Genomic DNA, 13,434 nt, shown 5'->3' with positions numbered 1-13,434 from the left:
CGTCGTGCGCATCGATCTGCACACCCACTCCACGGCGTCGGACGGTACGGACACCCCCGCCGAGCTGGTCCGCAACGCGGCCGCCGCCGGGCTGGACGTCGTCGCCCTGACCGACCACGACGGGGTCGGCGGCCACGCGGAGGCCATGGCGGCCCTGCCCGCCGGGCTCACCCTGGTCACCGGCGCCGAACTCTCCTGCAGGCTGAACGGCCCCGGCGGCTTCAGCGTGCACATGCTGGCCTACCTCTTCGACCCGCTGGAGCCGGAGCTCGCCCGCGAGCGGGAGCTCGTCCGCGACGACCGCGTGCCCCGGGCCAAGGCCATGGTCACCAAGCTCAACGAGCTCGACGTACCCGTCACCTGGGAGCGCGTCGCCGAGATCGCCGGGGACGGCGCCGTCGGCCGCCCGCACGTGGCCACCGCCATGGTCGAGCTGGGCGTGATCGACACGGTCTCCGACGCCTTCACCCCCGAGTGGCTCGCCGGGCACGGCCGGGCCTGGGTGGAGAAGCACGAGCTCGACCCCTTCGACGCGATCCGGCTGGTCAAGGCCGCCGGCGGCGTCACCGTGCTCGCGCACCCGCTCGCGCTGCAGCGCGGCAACTGCGTCTCCGAGGGCGCGATAGCCGAGCTGGCCTCGGCCGGACTGGACGGCGTCGAGGTGGACCACATGGACCACGACGACACCACGCGCGCCCGGCTGCGCGGCCTCGCCGCCGAGCTCGGCCTGCTGACCACCGGCTCCAGTGACTACCACGGCAGCCGCAAGACCTGCCGGCTCGGCGAGTTCACGACCGACCCGGAAATCTACGGCGAGATCACCCGCCGCGCGACGGGCGCCTTCCCCGTCCCGGGCGCCGGCGGCTGACCGCCGCGCGCGTCGGACCCGTACGTCCTTCCCCGGCATCCCGGGCGCCGCTGCCCCATGGGCCGTCGCCCGGAGTCCGTACGCCCGCACCCGCCGTCCTGCCGCACCCGGCCTACGGCGGCGTACGAACCCACCCCCTCCGCTTGTCCCCCTCTCTGCTCGCTCCACACCCGCAAGGCCCTCACTGTGTTCGACATCGCTGTCTTCGGATCCCTCTTCCTCACCCTTTTCGTGATCATGGACCCGCCCGGGATCACGCCGATCTTCCTCGCCCTGACCGCGGGCCGCCCGGTCAAGGTCCAGAAGCGGATGGCCTGGCAGGCGGCCGTGGTCGCCTTCGGCGTGATCACCGTCTTCGGCATCTGCGGCCAGCAGATCCTGGACTACCTGCACATCACCACCCCCGCGCTGATGATCGCGGGCGGACTGCTCCTTCTGCTGATCGCGCTCGACCTGCTGACGGGCAAGTCCGAGGAGCCGACGCAGACGAAGGACGTCAACGTCGCGCTGGTGCCGCTGGGCATGCCGCTGCTGGCCGGGCCCGGTGCGATCGTCTCGGTGATCCTGGCCGTGCAGCACGCCGACTCGTTCCAGGCACAGTTCTCGGTGTGGTGCGCGATCGCGGCGATCCATGTGGTGCTGTGGTTCGTGATGCGCAACTCGCTGCTGATCATCCGCGTGATCAAGGACGGCGGCGTGGTCCTGGTGACGCGGCTCGCGGGCATGATGCTCTCGGCGCTGGCCGTCCAGCAGATCATCAACGGCATCACCCAGGTGATCGCCAAGCACTGAGGCAAGCGCTGAGCAAGCGCTGAGCAAGCGCTGAGGTGTCGCACCACGACACGTCAGACACCACACGCGCGACACCCCCGTACGGACGTTCCGTACGGGGGTGTCGCGCACCCGGAGGCGGGTGAAGCGTTACCGGACCGAGGAGTCGGCCGGGCGGATGTAGATGCGTTGGCCTATCGAGGCGGCCTGCTGCACGATCCGGTTGACGGAGGCGGCGTCCACGACGGTGCTGTCAACGGCGGTTCCGTCGACGTCGTCCAGGCGCATGATTTCGAAGCGCAAGGCACTTCTCCCTTCGTCTGATCCTCCTGAGGAGAACTTTTATGAACAGTGACGCGCGCGGCGACGGTGCGGCGCGTTTCATACGTGTCCAACGAGGAGACCCCAGCAAACATTCCCTACGCTAAAGAAATTGTTGATATGTCTAACTACCAGCCCGCCGAGCCGCCCGCGCTCGCCGAGATCGCCGCGGGCATCGAGCGCACCAACGAGCTGCTCACCCGGGTCCTGGCCGAGGTCGCCACCACGCCCGCGACCCACGCGGTCTTCGTGGACGCCGGCTACGTCTACGCCGCCGCGGGCCGGCTGGTGACCGGCACCGAGGACCGCCGGACGTTCGAACTGGACGCCGAGGGCCTGATCGAGGCCTTCATCGACAAGGCCCGCTCGATCTTTCCCGACAGCAGGCTGCTGCGCGTCTACTGGTACGACGGCGCCCGCCGCCGCATCCACACCACCGAGCAGCAGGGCATCGCGGAGCTCCCCGACGTCAAGGTCCGCCTCGGCAACCTCAACGCCAACAACCAGCAGAAGGGCGTCGACTCCCTCATCCGCACCGACCTCGAGTCGCTGGCCAGACACCGGGCGATCAGTGACGCGGTGCTCATCGGCGGCGACGAGGACCTGGTCTCGGCGGTCGAGGCCGCGCAGGGCTACGGCGCCCGCGTCCACCTGTGGGGCATCGAGGCCCCCGGCGGGCGCAACCAGGCCGAAGCGCTGCTGTGGGAGGTCGACAGCCAGCGCACCTTCGACCTCGAGTTCTGCAAGCCGTACGTGACCCGGCGCACCCTCCACGAGCAGCCCTTCGGCGCCGCCGAGGAGCACGGCCGGCCGTCCGCGCCCGTCCCCGGCCGCGACGACGTGCGCTTCGTCGGGGCCCGGGTGGCGGCCCAGTGGCTGGGGCAGCGCGGCCGCGCCTCGCTCGCCGAGCTGCTGCCCGGCCACCCCTACCTCCCCGGCGCCGCCGACCAGGAGCTTCTGGTGGAGGCCGAGGCACTGCTGGGGCTGTCCCTGCGCGGCCACGCCGACCTGCGCCGGGCGCTGCGGGACGGCTTCTGGGACCACCTGCGGACGCAGTTCTGAGACGAACTGGCGGCGTGCCGCGCGTGCCGGAATGCGCGGGCGGGAGACGAGTGAAACCCTGACAGTCGACGCATTCGACGTATTCAGCGCATCCGACACAGAGGCGCATCCGACACAGAGACGAGGCGATCGGCCATGGCGGCCACCGACCGCGTGGTGGGGCTCGGCCAGCCCTGCTGGGTGAGCCTGCTGACCGCTGACCTCAGCACGGCGCAGCACTTCTACGGCGCCGTACTGGGCTGGACCTTCCGCACCGGATCGTTCGGCGAGGGCTTCTCCGTGGCCGTCGCCGACGGCAAACCCGTCGCCGGCCTCACCGACGTCGCCCGCAGCATGGGCGTGGGCGTCTCCTGGACGGCGTACTTCGCCGTCGGCGACGCCAACGAGGTGGCCTCACGGGTACGGGAGCGCGGGGGCACAGTGGCCGTGGGGCCGCTCGCGGTCGGCACCGGCCGCGTCGTGCTGGCCGCGGACCCGGCGGGAGCCGTCTTCGGCTTCTGGGAGGGACGCAACGTGCCCGACTGGGGCATCGGCAAGGGCTCCGCCCCCGCCTGGCTGGAGCTGCGCACCCGGGACGCCTTCGCCGCGGCCATGTTCTACGGCGAGATCTTCGACTGGGCCGTCGACCGGCCGGACCGCTGCGAGGTCCGCTACGAGGACGAGATGGTCACGGTACGGGCGAGCGGCCACACCGTGGCCTGCCTGCGCGGCGGAGCCATCGAGGCCGACCCCGATCCCCGAATCCGGCCGCGCTGGCACGTGTACTTCCGCGTCGACGACGTCGAGAAGGCCGTCGAGGCCGCCCTCGCGGCCGGCGGCGCGGTGGTCGCCGAGCCGACCCACTCCAAGGTGGGCCGGGAGGCGACGCTGCGCGATCCCGAGGGAGGCCTGTTCACGGTGACCGAGCGGAGCACCTGCTAGGGCATGTCCGATGGGTCAGCGCGGGCCCTGCGACGCCTGGCACGGCACCTCGCCGCGTTGTCGCATCACCCGAGTACGCCCAGTACGCGGGAGATGCTCCGCCTTGCGATGCACCGCACCAGACGCCGCAGGACCCGCACCGACCCATCGGACACGCCCTAGGGCGTGTCCTCAGGCCGTGTTCCGGGTCGTGTCCTGGGCCGTGCCCGAAGGCGTCACGGGCCGTCCGCGCCGTGGACCGTCTCCGCCGTGCGCCAGAAGCCGATCAACGCCTCCGCCGTCGCCGCTGGACGCTCCGCGTTGGGGGAGTGGCCCGCGCCCGCCACGATCGTCCGGTGCGCCGACAGCGCCAGCGCCATCTCGGTGATCCGCGGCACCGGCCAGGCGTAGTCCAGCTCGCCGGAGATGACGTGCTTGGGCAGGGCGACCGCCGCCAGCTCCACCGTGCGGTCGATCTCCTCGATCAACTGGCGGCCCGTCGCCATCAGTTGCTCCGGAACGGTCGTCATCCAGCGCCGGCGCAGGAACTCCGCGAGCGCCGGTGCCGTGCCGTTCGCCGCCGCGTTCTCGGCGTCCTGGCGCTGCATCTCCTGCCAGACGCCCTCCATGTCCAGCACCGTCAGGGCCTGCAGCAGCTGCCGGGTACGGGCCTGCTGGGAGGCGGAGATCGAGGCGGCGCCGCTGCTCATGACGGTCAGCGAGCGGAACGGGGCCGGGTCGGCGAGGACGGCGGCCCGGGTGATCAGGCCGCCCAGGGAGTGGCCGAGGAGGTGGACGCCCCTCCCGACGCCCCTCCCGTCCGCGCCCTCGTCGAGGGCCGCCGCCTGGGCCAGCACGTCGCGGGCCAACTCGTCCTGCGCGTAGGCGGTTTCGTCGCGGGGGCCGGGCGTCTCGTGCTGCCCGCGGCCGTCCACGGCCACGGCCCGGTAGCCGGCGGCCGCCAGGGGCTCGAGGAGGCCGATGAAGTCCTCCTTGCTGCCCGTGAAGCCGGGTACGAGCAGGACGGTGCCGAGGGGCGTCACCGCGGCACCCGGACGCGCGTCGTGCACGGCGAACTCGCCGCGTGCGGTGGTGAGGCGGTACGCCGTGGCGCACGGGGGCAAGGTGAGAAAAGGCGGCCTGCTCATGTCACGAGGCTAACGCCGGCCCTGCCCTGAGCGCCGCAGGGCCCGGAAGGAGAGCCCGGAAACGCCGGACGGGCCGCACAAGGCGGCCCGTCCGGTGCGTCGGCATCCGGCGGCGTTACGCCGAGGCGGCCTCGGCCGGGGCGGCGGCCTTCTTGGCGGCCGTCTTGCGGACGCGCTTGGGCTTCTCGGCGACGGCCTCGGTGCCCTCGGCCACCTCGACCGCGGCGGCGGTCTTCTTGGCGGCGGCCTTGCGGGTGCGCTTGGGCTTCTCCTCCGCGACCGGCTCGACCGCGGCCTCGGCCTTCTTCGCGACGGCCTTGCGCGTGCGCTTGGGCTTCTCCGCGACGGCCTCGGCGCCCTCGGCCACCTCGACGGCCGCGGCGGCCTTCTTGGCCGTCCGGGTGCGCTTCGGCTTGGCCTCGGCCTCGACCGCCTCGGCGGTCTCCACCGGGGCGGCGGCCTTCTTCGCGGCCGTCTTACGGACGCGCTTGGGCTTCTCCGCGGCGACCGCCTCGGTCACGGCCTCGGCCGTCTCCACCGGGGCGACGGCCTTCTTGGCGGCGGCCTTGCGGACGCGCTTGGGCTTCTCCGCGATGGCCTCGGCGCCCTCGGCGCCCTCGGCGGTGTCGACCGCGACCTCGGCCTTGGCGGCGGCCGTCTTACGGACGCGCTTCGGCTTCTCGGCGACGGCAGCCTCGGTCACGGCCTCGGCCGTCTCCACAGCGGCGGTGGCCTTCTTGGCGGCGGTCTTACGGACGCGCTTGGGCTTCTCCTCGGCGACCGGCTCGGTCACGGCCTCGGTCACGGCCTCGGCGGTCTCCACCGGGGCGACGGCCTTCTTCGCGGCCGTCCTGCGCGTGCGCTTCGGCTTGGCCGGAGCCTCCGGCTCCACGGCCGGGGCCGGAGCCGGGACCTCCACGACCGGTGCGGGAGCGGCGGGAGCCTCCTCCACCACGGTCGCGACCGGCGCGGCGACGACGGCCTGCGCCGCACCCGCCCCACCGCGCGTACGGCGCCGGCGGCGCGGACGGGCCGGGGTCTCCGGGGCACCCGACGACGAGACCTGCTCGGCGGCGGGCTCGGCCGGCACGGCGGCCGGGGCCGACGACACCGCCGCGCCACCGCGCGTACGGCGGCGCTGGCGCGGGGTACGGGTGCGCTCAGGACGCTCCGAGCGCTCCTCGCCCCGCTTCGGGCCGCGTCCGCGGCCGCCCGGCTCGCCGAGGTCCTCGATCTCCTCCGCCGCGAGCCCGGCGAGCTTCCGCTCGGAGCGCGGCAGGATGCCCTTGGTGCCGGCGGGGATGTTCAGCAGCTCGTAGAGGTGCGGGGAGGTGGAGTACGTCTCCTCCGGCTCGTCGAACGGCAGGTCCAGCGCCTTGTTGATGAGCTTCCAGCGCGGGATGTCGTCCCAGTCGACCAGCGTGACGGCGGTGCCCGACTTGCCCGCGCGGCCGGTGCGGCCGATGCGGTGCAGGTAGGTCTTCTCGTCCTCGGGCGCCTGGTAGTTGACGACGTGCGTGACGTCGTCGACGTCGATGCCGCGGGCGGCGACGTCGGTGCAGACCAGGACGTCGACCTTGCCGTTGCGGAACGCGCGCAGCGCCTGCTCGCGGGCGCCCTGGCCCAGGTCGCCGTGGACCGCGCCGGAGGCGAAGCCGCGGCGGGTGAGCTGCTCGGCGATGTCGGCGGCGGTCCGCTTCGTCCGGCAGAAGATCATCGCGCGGTTGCGGCCCTCGGCCTGCAGGATGCGGGCGACCATCTCCGGCTTGTCCATGTTGTGGGCGCGGAAGACGTGCTGGGTGATGTTGGCGTGCGTCTGGCCCTCGTCGTCCGGCGAGGTGGCGCGGATGTGCGTGGGCTGCGACATGTAGCGGCGGGCCAGCGAGATGACCGCGCCCGGCATGGTGGCCGAGAAGAGCATGGTCTGGCGCTTGGCCGGCAGCATCGTGATGATGCGCTCGACGTCGGGCAGGAAGCCCAGGTCGAGCATCTCGTCGGCCTCGTCCAGGACGAGCGCCTTGACGTGCGCCAGGCTGAGCTTCTTCTGGCCGGCGAGGTCCAGCAGTCGGCCGGGCGTGCCGACGATCACGTCGACGCCCTTCTTGAGCGCCTCGACCTGCGGCTCGTAGGCGCGGCCGCCGTAGATGGCCTGGACCCGGACGTTACGGACCTTGCCGGCGGTCAGCAGGTCGTTGGTGACCTGCTGGCACAGCTCGCGGGTGGGGACGACGACCAGGGCCTGCGGCGCGTCGGTCAGCTGCTCGGGCCTGGCCCGGCCGGCCTCCACGTCGGCGGGGACCACGACGCGCTCCAGCAGGGGCAGGCCGAAGCCCAGGGTCTTTCCGGTGCCGGTCTTGGCCTGGCCGATGACGTCGGAGCCGGAGAGGGCGACCGGGAGCGTCATCTCCTGGATGGGGAACGGATGCACGATGCCGACGGCCTCGAGCGCCTCGGCGGTTTCGGACAGAATCCCGAGTTCGCGGAAAGTGGACAGAATCTTGCCTCTTCTGTGAGACGCGGCGCGAGGCGCGCGAAGGGGGTCGTACGAAAGTGACGTACTGACCGCGCCGGGTGACGAACCCGGCCTTGGCTGGCCGGGTGGCGCGGGACCACTGCCTTCGCTCGAGCACACGTGCCGCTAGCGGATCCCTCCAGATGTGCGTACGTCTCGTACGTACCGCGGAGGGCGGTCGGTTTTGTGGAAGCCGATCGGGCCACCGACCGGGCATCCGCTGGTGCTCCGGAGACGCGCCCCCAGAAGACTCAGCATGAGTTCGGCCCGTCGAATACTCGACTGGCCTATTACCACTGTACCCCGGAAAGGCGCATGTGTGTCCGGACAATCCCGTGTCCGGATCCGGAGGAAGTGTCTGACCAGGGGCTTCGGCGTGTCGCCCGGCGGGCTATCGTTCGCTGCATGGAGACGCCCGACACGCCAGAGAACCCCACCGAGCCCACCGCTGAGCCCACCGGAATCGCCGCCCAGGACTGGGCCCACGCGTCCGCCGACCCGCAGTACCGGGCGGCCGTCGTGGATCTCCTCGGCGCTCTCGCCTACGGCGAGCTGGCCGCCTTCGAGCGGCTGGCGGAGGACGCCAAGCTGGCGCCCTCCCTGGACGACAAGGCGGCCCTTGCCAAGATGGCCTCCGCCGAGTTCCAGCACTTCCAGCGGCTGCGGGACCGGCTCGAGGCCATCGACGTGCAGCCGACCGCCGCGATGGAGCCCTTCGCGGCCGCCCTGGACGAGTTCCACCGCCAGACCGCGCCGTCGGACTGGCTGGAGGGCCTGGTCAAGGCCTACGTGGGCGACTCGATCGCCAGTGACTTCTACCGCGAGGTGGCGGCCCGCCTGGACTCCGACACCCGGGCGCTGGTGCTGACGGTGCTCGACGACACCGGGCATGCCACGTTCGCTGTCGAGAAGGTCCGGGCCGCCATCGAGGCCGAGCCGCGCGTCGGCGGCCGGCTGGCGCTGTGGGCGCGCCGGCTGATGGGCGAGGCGCTCTCCCAGGCGCAGCGCGTGGTCGCCGACCGGGACGCGCTGTCGACCATGCTGGTGGGCGGCGTGGCCGACGGCTTCGACCTCGCCGAGGTCGGCAAGATGTTCTCCCGGATCACCGAGGCGCACACCAAGCGGATGGCCGCGCTGGGCCTGGCGGCATAACAGAGGGCGCGGTAGCGGTACGGACAACAACGCGCACCAACCGGATCCCGCCGGTCCGTTCTCAGGCCGTGGCTGATCGGCGGGGGGCCCGGTTCGCCGGGCGCAGCAGCAGGGAGACCAGCGCCACGCACACGCCCAGCGACACGCCGAGCACCGCCAGTGTGTGGCCCGGCCCCAGCGCCGAGTGGCCCAGCAGGGCGCCGAACAACGCGGCGCCCGGCCCGGTGGCCAGGGCCAGGAGGCGGGAGCGGAACTGTCCGTAGCGCGCGGGAAGCCAGCGCAGGGCTCCGTAGGAGACGGCGAGGCCGATGAGGACCGAGCCGAGCGCTTCCCAGAGGATCATGGTCATTCCCTCCCGAGGTGGCCGAGAAGCGGGGTGCAAATCGGTCGTAGCGGTCTTACCCCAGGACCGCCCCGGACAACCCTCGTTCCGATCTCGTCCCGCACGCGCCGGGACGTACGCCGGACCGGGTGACGGGCCGCCGTACGACGACGGCGGGGCCCCGGTGAATTCCGCACCGAAGCCCCGCCGTTCACGTCCGGTCGACGCGTGTCACATCGCGCCGAAGCCGACCTTGCGGACGGTGGGCTCACCGATCTCGACATAGGCCAGCCGGTCGGCCGGAACCAGGACCTTGCGCCCGCGGTCGTCCACCAGGGCCAGCAGCTGCGCCTTGCCGGAGAGCGCCTCGGAGACCGTGCGCTCGACCTCCTCGGCACTGAGCCCGCTCTCCAGAACGATCTCGCGGGGCGCGTGCTGCACGCCGATCTTGACCTCCACGGCCTGTCCCTCCGAAGGTTGGCGGTCCCCCTGGGCAGGGCCCGGGGGAGGGGTGCGCGGTCAGCCGCGCCGTACGTTCCACACATTAGCCCGGGACGCGGCGGGCCGGGCCGGTCCCCCGCACGCTCGCAGCGAACACGCGGCGGGGAATACGGCTCAGGCGCGTCAGGCCCCGGGGCCGGAGCCGGGGCCGGTGGGCTCAGTGCTGCTCGTGCGCGACCTTCGGGAAGCCCGCGATGCCCCGCCAGGCCAGCGAGGTCAGCAGCTGGACCGCCGTCTCGCGCGGCACGGTGCTCTCGCTGGAGAGCCAGTAGCGGGCGACCACCTGCGAGACACCGCCCAGGCCCACGGCCAGCAGCATGGCCTCGTCCTTCGACAGGCCGGTGTCCTCGGCGACCACGTCGCTGATCGCCTCGGCGCACTCCAGCGAGACCCGCTCGACGCGCTCGCGCACGGCCGGCTCGTTGGTGAGGTCGGACTCGAAGACCAGGCGGAAGGCGCCGCCCTCGTCCTCGACGTACGCGAAGTAGGCGTCCATGGTGGCCGCCACGCGCTGCTTGTTCTCGGAGGTGGAGGCGAGCGCCGTGCGCACGGCCTGGAGCAGGTTCTCGCAGTGCTGGTCCAGCAGGGCCAGGTAGAGGTCCAGCTTGCCCGGGAAGTGCTGGTAGAGGACCGGCTTGCTGACGCCCGCGCGCTCGGCGATGTCGTCCATCGCCGCCGCGTGGTAGCCCTGTGCCACGAAGACCTCCTGCGCGGCGCCCAGGAGCTGGTTGCGTCGGGCTCGGCGCGGCAGGCGCGTGCCTCGCGGGCGCGCCTCGGTCTGCTCGATGGCTGTCACGCCGCCTCCCATGATTGTTCCGTGCACGGTGTGCACCGCGCCCGCCATCGTACTTTTGGGTAACCGGGCCGTGCGTGGTCGGAGCGGAGAATTTCACGGACCGGACGCTGTGGGAAGCCGACAAAGCCCGACAACCGGCACAGGGCGCCGCAGGCTACCGGTAATCGTCCTCGTCGATCTCCACCACCCGGGCCTGTTCCGCACGGTCCGCCTCGTTCGCCGAGTCGGGGTCGGCGCCCACCGGGACCTCGTCGTGCTGCGGCGCGAGATCGGCGGTCTGCTCCTGCGCGTCGGCCTCGGGGGCCTCGACGTCGATCTCCGTGACGTCCTCCGCGTCGAGCTCGTCGAAGGTGTCCGGATCGGTCGGGTCGACAGGCATGCGGGATCCCTTTCCAGCATCCAGGATGAAGCGCCCTCGTACTCCTTGGTACGAGCCTAGGAGACACGGACGCGCGCCGCCAGGCGATCTGTGACGGCCGCCACAAGGGGGTCGGCGTGATCGTCTCGTAACATTGCCCGCATGTCTTCGACCGAGTCGCCGGACGCCCGCGCCGTGCCCGTGGTGCCACCCACCCGGTCCTCGCAGGTCAGCGAGGGTGAGAAGGTGCGCACGGTCACCCTGCCCGGGATCACGCTCAGCGTGCGCTCCCGGCCGCCCGCGGCCCCCGGGCTGCCGCCCGCGCTCTACGTCCACGGCCTCGGCGGCTCGTCGCAGAACTGGTCCGAGCTGATGGAACGGCTCGAGTACGCCGTCGACGGCGAGGCGCTGGACCTGCCCGGCTTCGGCGACGCGCCGCCCCCGGCGGACGGCGACTACTCCATCACCGCCTACGCGCGCGTGGTCATCCGCTACCTCGACGCCTCGGGCCGCGGGCCGGTCCACCTCTTCGGCAACTCCATGGGCGGCGCCATCGCCACCCGCGTCGCCGCCGTCCGCCCGGACCTGGTGCGCACCCTCACCCTGGTCTCGCCCGCCCTGCCCGAGCTCAGACCGCAGCGCACGGCGGTGCCCACCGGGCTGCTCGCCGTGCCGGGCGTCGTCTCGCTCTTCGCCCGGATGACGAAGGACTGGACCCCCGAGCGGCGCACCCGCGAGGTGCTGGCCCTGTGCTACGGCGACCCCGCCCGGGTGACGCCCGAAGGGTTCGCCCTGGCGGTCGAGGAGTACGAGCGGCGGCTGGAGCTCCCCTATTTCTGGGAGGTCATGGCCCGCTCGGCGCGCGGCATCGTCGACGCCTACACGCTCGGCGGACAGCATTCGCTGTGGCGTCAGGCGGAGAAGGTCCTTGCCCCTACCCTGCTGGTGTACGGAGTGCGCGATCAGCTCGTCTCCATCCGTATGGCCCGCCGCGCGAGCAGGGCATTCCGCGACTCGCGGCTGCTGACGCTCCTGGAGGCGGGTCATGTCGCGATGATGGAGGACCCGGACGTGGTGGCTCACGCCTTCCGGGAACTGCTCGCGGATACCGCCACGACATCTGAACGGAGCGCCTCGCCCCGTGGGTAAACACAGCGCACGTGCCGACCGGGCCCGCCAGGGACCGGCCGCTGCCGCCGCCCCCGGTCCCGGCCGCCGCCGCGCCCCGGAAGGCCGCGGTCCGGCGGACCACGGTTCCGGCACGCTGCCGCCGGTTCCCGGACCGGGCACCGGCCGCAGGCGCGGCGTGGCCTCCGGCGACGACGCCGCGGTGCTCGCGGCCGCCTTCGACGCCGGCTTCGGGCCCGACTACGACGCGGGCTTCAGCGCCGGGCTGCGCACCGGCACCGGGCCCGGACGGAACGGGGTGCGGGACGACGCGCTCGGCGTCCTCGGCGACCAGCGCGATCCGGCCGCCGGCTGGGGCGTCATCGGCGCGCAGCGCGCCCAGGAAGCGGGCCCCTCCGTTCCGGCGCCCGCCGGGCCCACGCACTCCTCCACCGGCTTCGCCCCCGGCGGCCTCGACGCCGCCGTCGTGCTCGGGCGGGTGCCCGAGCCGGGGCGCGAGCCGGGCCGGCCCGCCGGGCGGGCCGCGAGCCGGGCGGCGGCCCGGGACGGCAGCGGCTCGCGCGGCTCCGGCAGGGCGGTGGCCCGTACGGTCACCGGAGTGGCCGCGGCCGTGGTGACGGCCGTGCTGGCGGTCACCGTGGCCGGACAGGTCGAGGAGAGCACCGACAGCAAGGCGCAGGCACGCTCCGAGGACGCCGCCCGGCGCGGCGGCGCCGGCGTCGCCTCCCGCTCCGACAGCAGACCCACGCCCAAGGGCGGCGCCACGCTCCCCGCCACGTACGAGCAGAAGATGGCGCACAAGTACCCGCTGGACACCTCCGCCGGCGCCTCGGGTGAATTCCGGGCCGTCGCGGGCGAGGAGAAGGCTCCTGGTAAGGGGGAAATCCTCCGTTACCGCGTTGACGTGGAGAAGGGGCTGCCGCTGGACGGCACGCTCTTCGCGGAGGCCGTCCACAAGACCCTCAACGACGAACGCGGCTGGGGGCACGGCGGCAAGCGCACCTTCGAGCGCGTCTCCTCCGGCAACGCCGACTTCGTCGTCACCCTGGCCAGCCCGCGCACGACGGCCACCTGGTGCGCCAAGTCCGGCCTGGACACCACCGAGGACAACGTCTCCTGCGACTCGGCCGCCACCGACCGGGTGATGATCAACGCCTACCGCTGGGCGCAGGGCTCGCAGACCTACGGCGAGCGGATGCACCTCTACCGGCAGATGCTGATCAACCACGAGGTGGGCCACCGGCTCGGCCGCGACCACGAGTCCTGCTCGGAGGAGGGCGCGCTCGCCCCCGTGATGATGCAGCAGACCAAGTTCCTCACCACAGACGGCAGGACCTGCCGGCCCAACGCCTGGCCGCACCCGGACCCGGACCGTCCCTCATCCTGAGACGATCCGTCTCCGGATGTGAGACACCTTTGCCCTGGGCCGAAAATTCGTTCAGGCTTCCTCGCATGTCGCCGCACCGTCACGCCCCCGAGAGCGCCCGCTTCACGCTGGCGCTGATCGGCGTGACCGCACACGCCGTCGCCGACATTCACTGTCGCTGAGAACTCTCCTTCCGGCGTTCCCCCTTCACGCGCATCCCGCACACGCG

Annotated in this window: 15 protein-coding genes; 8 read left to right on the top strand and 7 right to left on the bottom strand. The window is 72.6% G+C overall.

Annotated features, from left to right (window positions below; all coding sequences use genetic code 11):
- Positions 1-4: 4 nt before the first annotated feature.
- Both ACIG36_RS26470 and ACIG36_RS26465 read left to right on the top strand, forming a co-directional pair.
- A complete protein-coding gene (locus ACIG36_RS26470) occupies positions 5-868 on the top strand; it encodes a PHP domain-containing protein (RefSeq protein WP_399932680.1) in 864 nt (287 codons plus the stop codon).
- Positions 869-1,054: 186 nt separating this feature from the next.
- Positions 1,055-1,660 carry a MarC family protein gene (locus tag ACIG36_RS26465; RefSeq protein WP_399932677.1) on the top strand — a complete coding sequence of 202 codons (606 nt, stop codon included), beginning with the start codon at positions 1,055-1,057 and terminating at the stop codon, positions 1,658-1,660.
- 129 nt (positions 1,661-1,789) lie between these two features.
- Here ACIG36_RS26465 and ACIG36_RS26460 read toward each other — a convergent pair whose 3' ends face one another.
- On the bottom strand, positions 1,790-1,942 hold the full coding sequence (locus ACIG36_RS26460) for a hypothetical protein (RefSeq protein ID WP_164737832.1): 153 nt from the start codon (positions 1,940-1,942) through the stop codon (positions 1,790-1,792).
- Positions 1,943-2,080: 138 nt separating this feature from the next.
- Here ACIG36_RS26460 and ACIG36_RS26455 point away from each other — a divergent pair, with 138 nt between their 5' ends.
- On the top strand, positions 2,081-3,022 hold the full coding sequence (locus tag ACIG36_RS26455) for an NYN domain-containing protein (RefSeq protein ID WP_399932673.1): 942 nt from the start codon (positions 2,081-2,083) through the stop codon (positions 3,020-3,022).
- Between the two features lie 135 nt (positions 3,023-3,157).
- Positions 3,158-3,943: a VOC family protein gene (locus tag ACIG36_RS26450; RefSeq protein ID WP_399932670.1), complete on the top strand. Its 786-nt coding sequence runs from the start codon at positions 3,158-3,160 to the stop codon at positions 3,941-3,943.
- 215 nt (positions 3,944-4,158) lie between these two features.
- Here the strand turns inward: ACIG36_RS26450 and ACIG36_RS26445 are convergent, their stop codons facing one another.
- Positions 4,159-5,070 carry an alpha/beta fold hydrolase gene (locus tag ACIG36_RS26445; protein ID WP_399932668.1) on the bottom strand — a complete coding sequence of 304 codons (912 nt, stop codon included), beginning with the start codon at positions 5,068-5,070 and terminating at the stop codon, positions 4,159-4,161.
- Positions 5,071-5,185: 115 nt separating this feature from the next.
- Positions 5,186-7,474 carry a DEAD/DEAH box helicase gene (locus tag ACIG36_RS26440; protein ID WP_399932665.1) on the bottom strand — a complete coding sequence of 763 codons (2,289 nt, stop codon included), beginning with the start codon at positions 7,472-7,474 and terminating at the stop codon, positions 5,186-5,188.
- A gap of 513 nt (positions 7,475-7,987) precedes the next feature.
- On the opposite strand from ACIG36_RS26440, the gene ACIG36_RS26435 reads away from it, so the two are divergent.
- Entirely contained in the window at positions 7,988-8,734 is a 747-nt protein-coding gene (locus ACIG36_RS26435) for a ferritin-like fold-containing protein (RefSeq protein ID WP_399932662.1), read from the top strand.
- A gap of 61 nt (positions 8,735-8,795) precedes the next feature.
- Here ACIG36_RS26435 and ACIG36_RS26430 read toward each other — a convergent pair whose 3' ends face one another.
- The 4 genes from ACIG36_RS26430 to ACIG36_RS26415 form a co-directional block, all read right to left on the bottom strand.
- Positions 8,796-9,077 (bottom strand): hypothetical protein, encoded by a 282-nt coding sequence (locus tag ACIG36_RS26430; protein ID WP_399932659.1) that lies wholly within the window; start codon positions 9,075-9,077, stop codon positions 8,796-8,798.
- A gap of 210 nt (positions 9,078-9,287) precedes the next feature.
- A complete protein-coding gene (locus tag ACIG36_RS26425; RefSeq protein WP_399932656.1) occupies positions 9,288-9,515 on the bottom strand; it encodes a DUF3107 domain-containing protein in 228 nt (75 codons plus the stop codon).
- A gap of 199 nt (positions 9,516-9,714) precedes the next feature.
- On the bottom strand, positions 9,715-10,353 hold the full coding sequence (locus tag ACIG36_RS26420; RefSeq protein ID WP_399932653.1) for a TetR/AcrR family transcriptional regulator: 639 nt from the start codon (positions 10,351-10,353) through the stop codon (positions 9,715-9,717).
- Between the two features lie 154 nt (positions 10,354-10,507).
- Entirely contained in the window at positions 10,508-10,732 is a 225-nt protein-coding gene (locus ACIG36_RS26415) for a hypothetical protein (protein WP_399932650.1), read from the bottom strand.
- A gap of 141 nt (positions 10,733-10,873) precedes the next feature.
- Between ACIG36_RS26415 and ACIG36_RS26410 the strand changes: the two genes are divergently transcribed.
- The 3 genes from ACIG36_RS26410 (at position 10,874) to ACIG36_RS26400 (ending at position 13,387) form a co-directional block, all read left to right on the top strand.
- Positions 10,874-11,860, top strand: a complete 987-nt coding sequence (locus ACIG36_RS26410) for an alpha/beta fold hydrolase (protein ID WP_399932648.1) — start codon at positions 10,874-10,876, stop codon at positions 11,858-11,860.
- Complete coding sequence (locus ACIG36_RS26405; protein WP_399932644.1) at positions 11,853-13,226, top strand: DUF3152 domain-containing protein; 1,374 nt, start codon at positions 11,853-11,855, stop codon at positions 13,224-13,226. Before ACIG36_RS26410 ends, ACIG36_RS26405 begins: the two co-directional genes overlap by 8 nt.
- Before the next feature lie 65 nt (positions 13,227-13,291).
- Entirely contained in the window at positions 13,292-13,387 is a 96-nt protein-coding gene (locus tag ACIG36_RS26400) for an Ms4533A family Cys-rich leader peptide (RefSeq protein ID WP_399932641.1), read from the top strand.
- Positions 13,388-13,434 lie beyond the last annotated feature (47 nt).

Origin of the sequence: Streptomyces sp. NPDC053048 (assembly GCF_044547045.1) — a bacterium.
Classification (GTDB): Bacteria; Actinomycetota; Actinomycetes; order Streptomycetales; family Streptomycetaceae; genus Streptomyces.
Note: the sequence above shows the minus strand (reverse complement) of the source record. Positions and strands in the feature narration are given on the sequence as shown.

Coding starts and splice junctions, on each gene's coding strand:
- ACIG36_RS26445 (WP_399932668.1), bottom strand. CDS start 5,070: ATGAGCAGGCCGCCTTTTCTCACCTTGCCCCCGTGCGCCACGGCGTAC.
- ACIG36_RS26455 (WP_399932673.1), top strand. CDS start 2,081: ATGTCTAACTACCAGCCCGCCGAGCCGCCCGCGCTCGCCGAGATCGCC.
- ACIG36_RS26430 (WP_399932659.1), bottom strand. CDS start 9,077: ATGATCCTCTGGGAAGCGCTCGGCTCGGTCCTCATCGGCCTCGCCGTC.
- ACIG36_RS26410 (WP_399932648.1), top strand. CDS start 10,874: ATGTCTTCGACCGAGTCGCCGGACGCCCGCGCCGTGCCCGTGGTGCCA.
- ACIG36_RS26450 (WP_399932670.1), top strand. CDS start 3,158: ATGGCGGCCACCGACCGCGTGGTGGGGCTCGGCCAGCCCTGCTGGGTG.
- ACIG36_RS26440 (WP_399932665.1), bottom strand. CDS start 7,474: ATGACGCTCCCGGTCGCCCTCTCCGGCTCCGACGTCATCGGCCAGGCC.
- ACIG36_RS26415 (WP_399932650.1), bottom strand. CDS start 10,732: ATGCCTGTCGACCCGACCGATCCGGACACCTTCGACGAGCTCGACGCG.
- ACIG36_RS26400 (WP_399932641.1), top strand. CDS start 13,292: ATGTCGCCGCACCGTCACGCCCCCGAGAGCGCCCGCTTCACGCTGGCG.
- ACIG36_RS26435 (WP_399932662.1), top strand. CDS start 7,988: ATGGAGACGCCCGACACGCCAGAGAACCCCACCGAGCCCACCGCTGAG.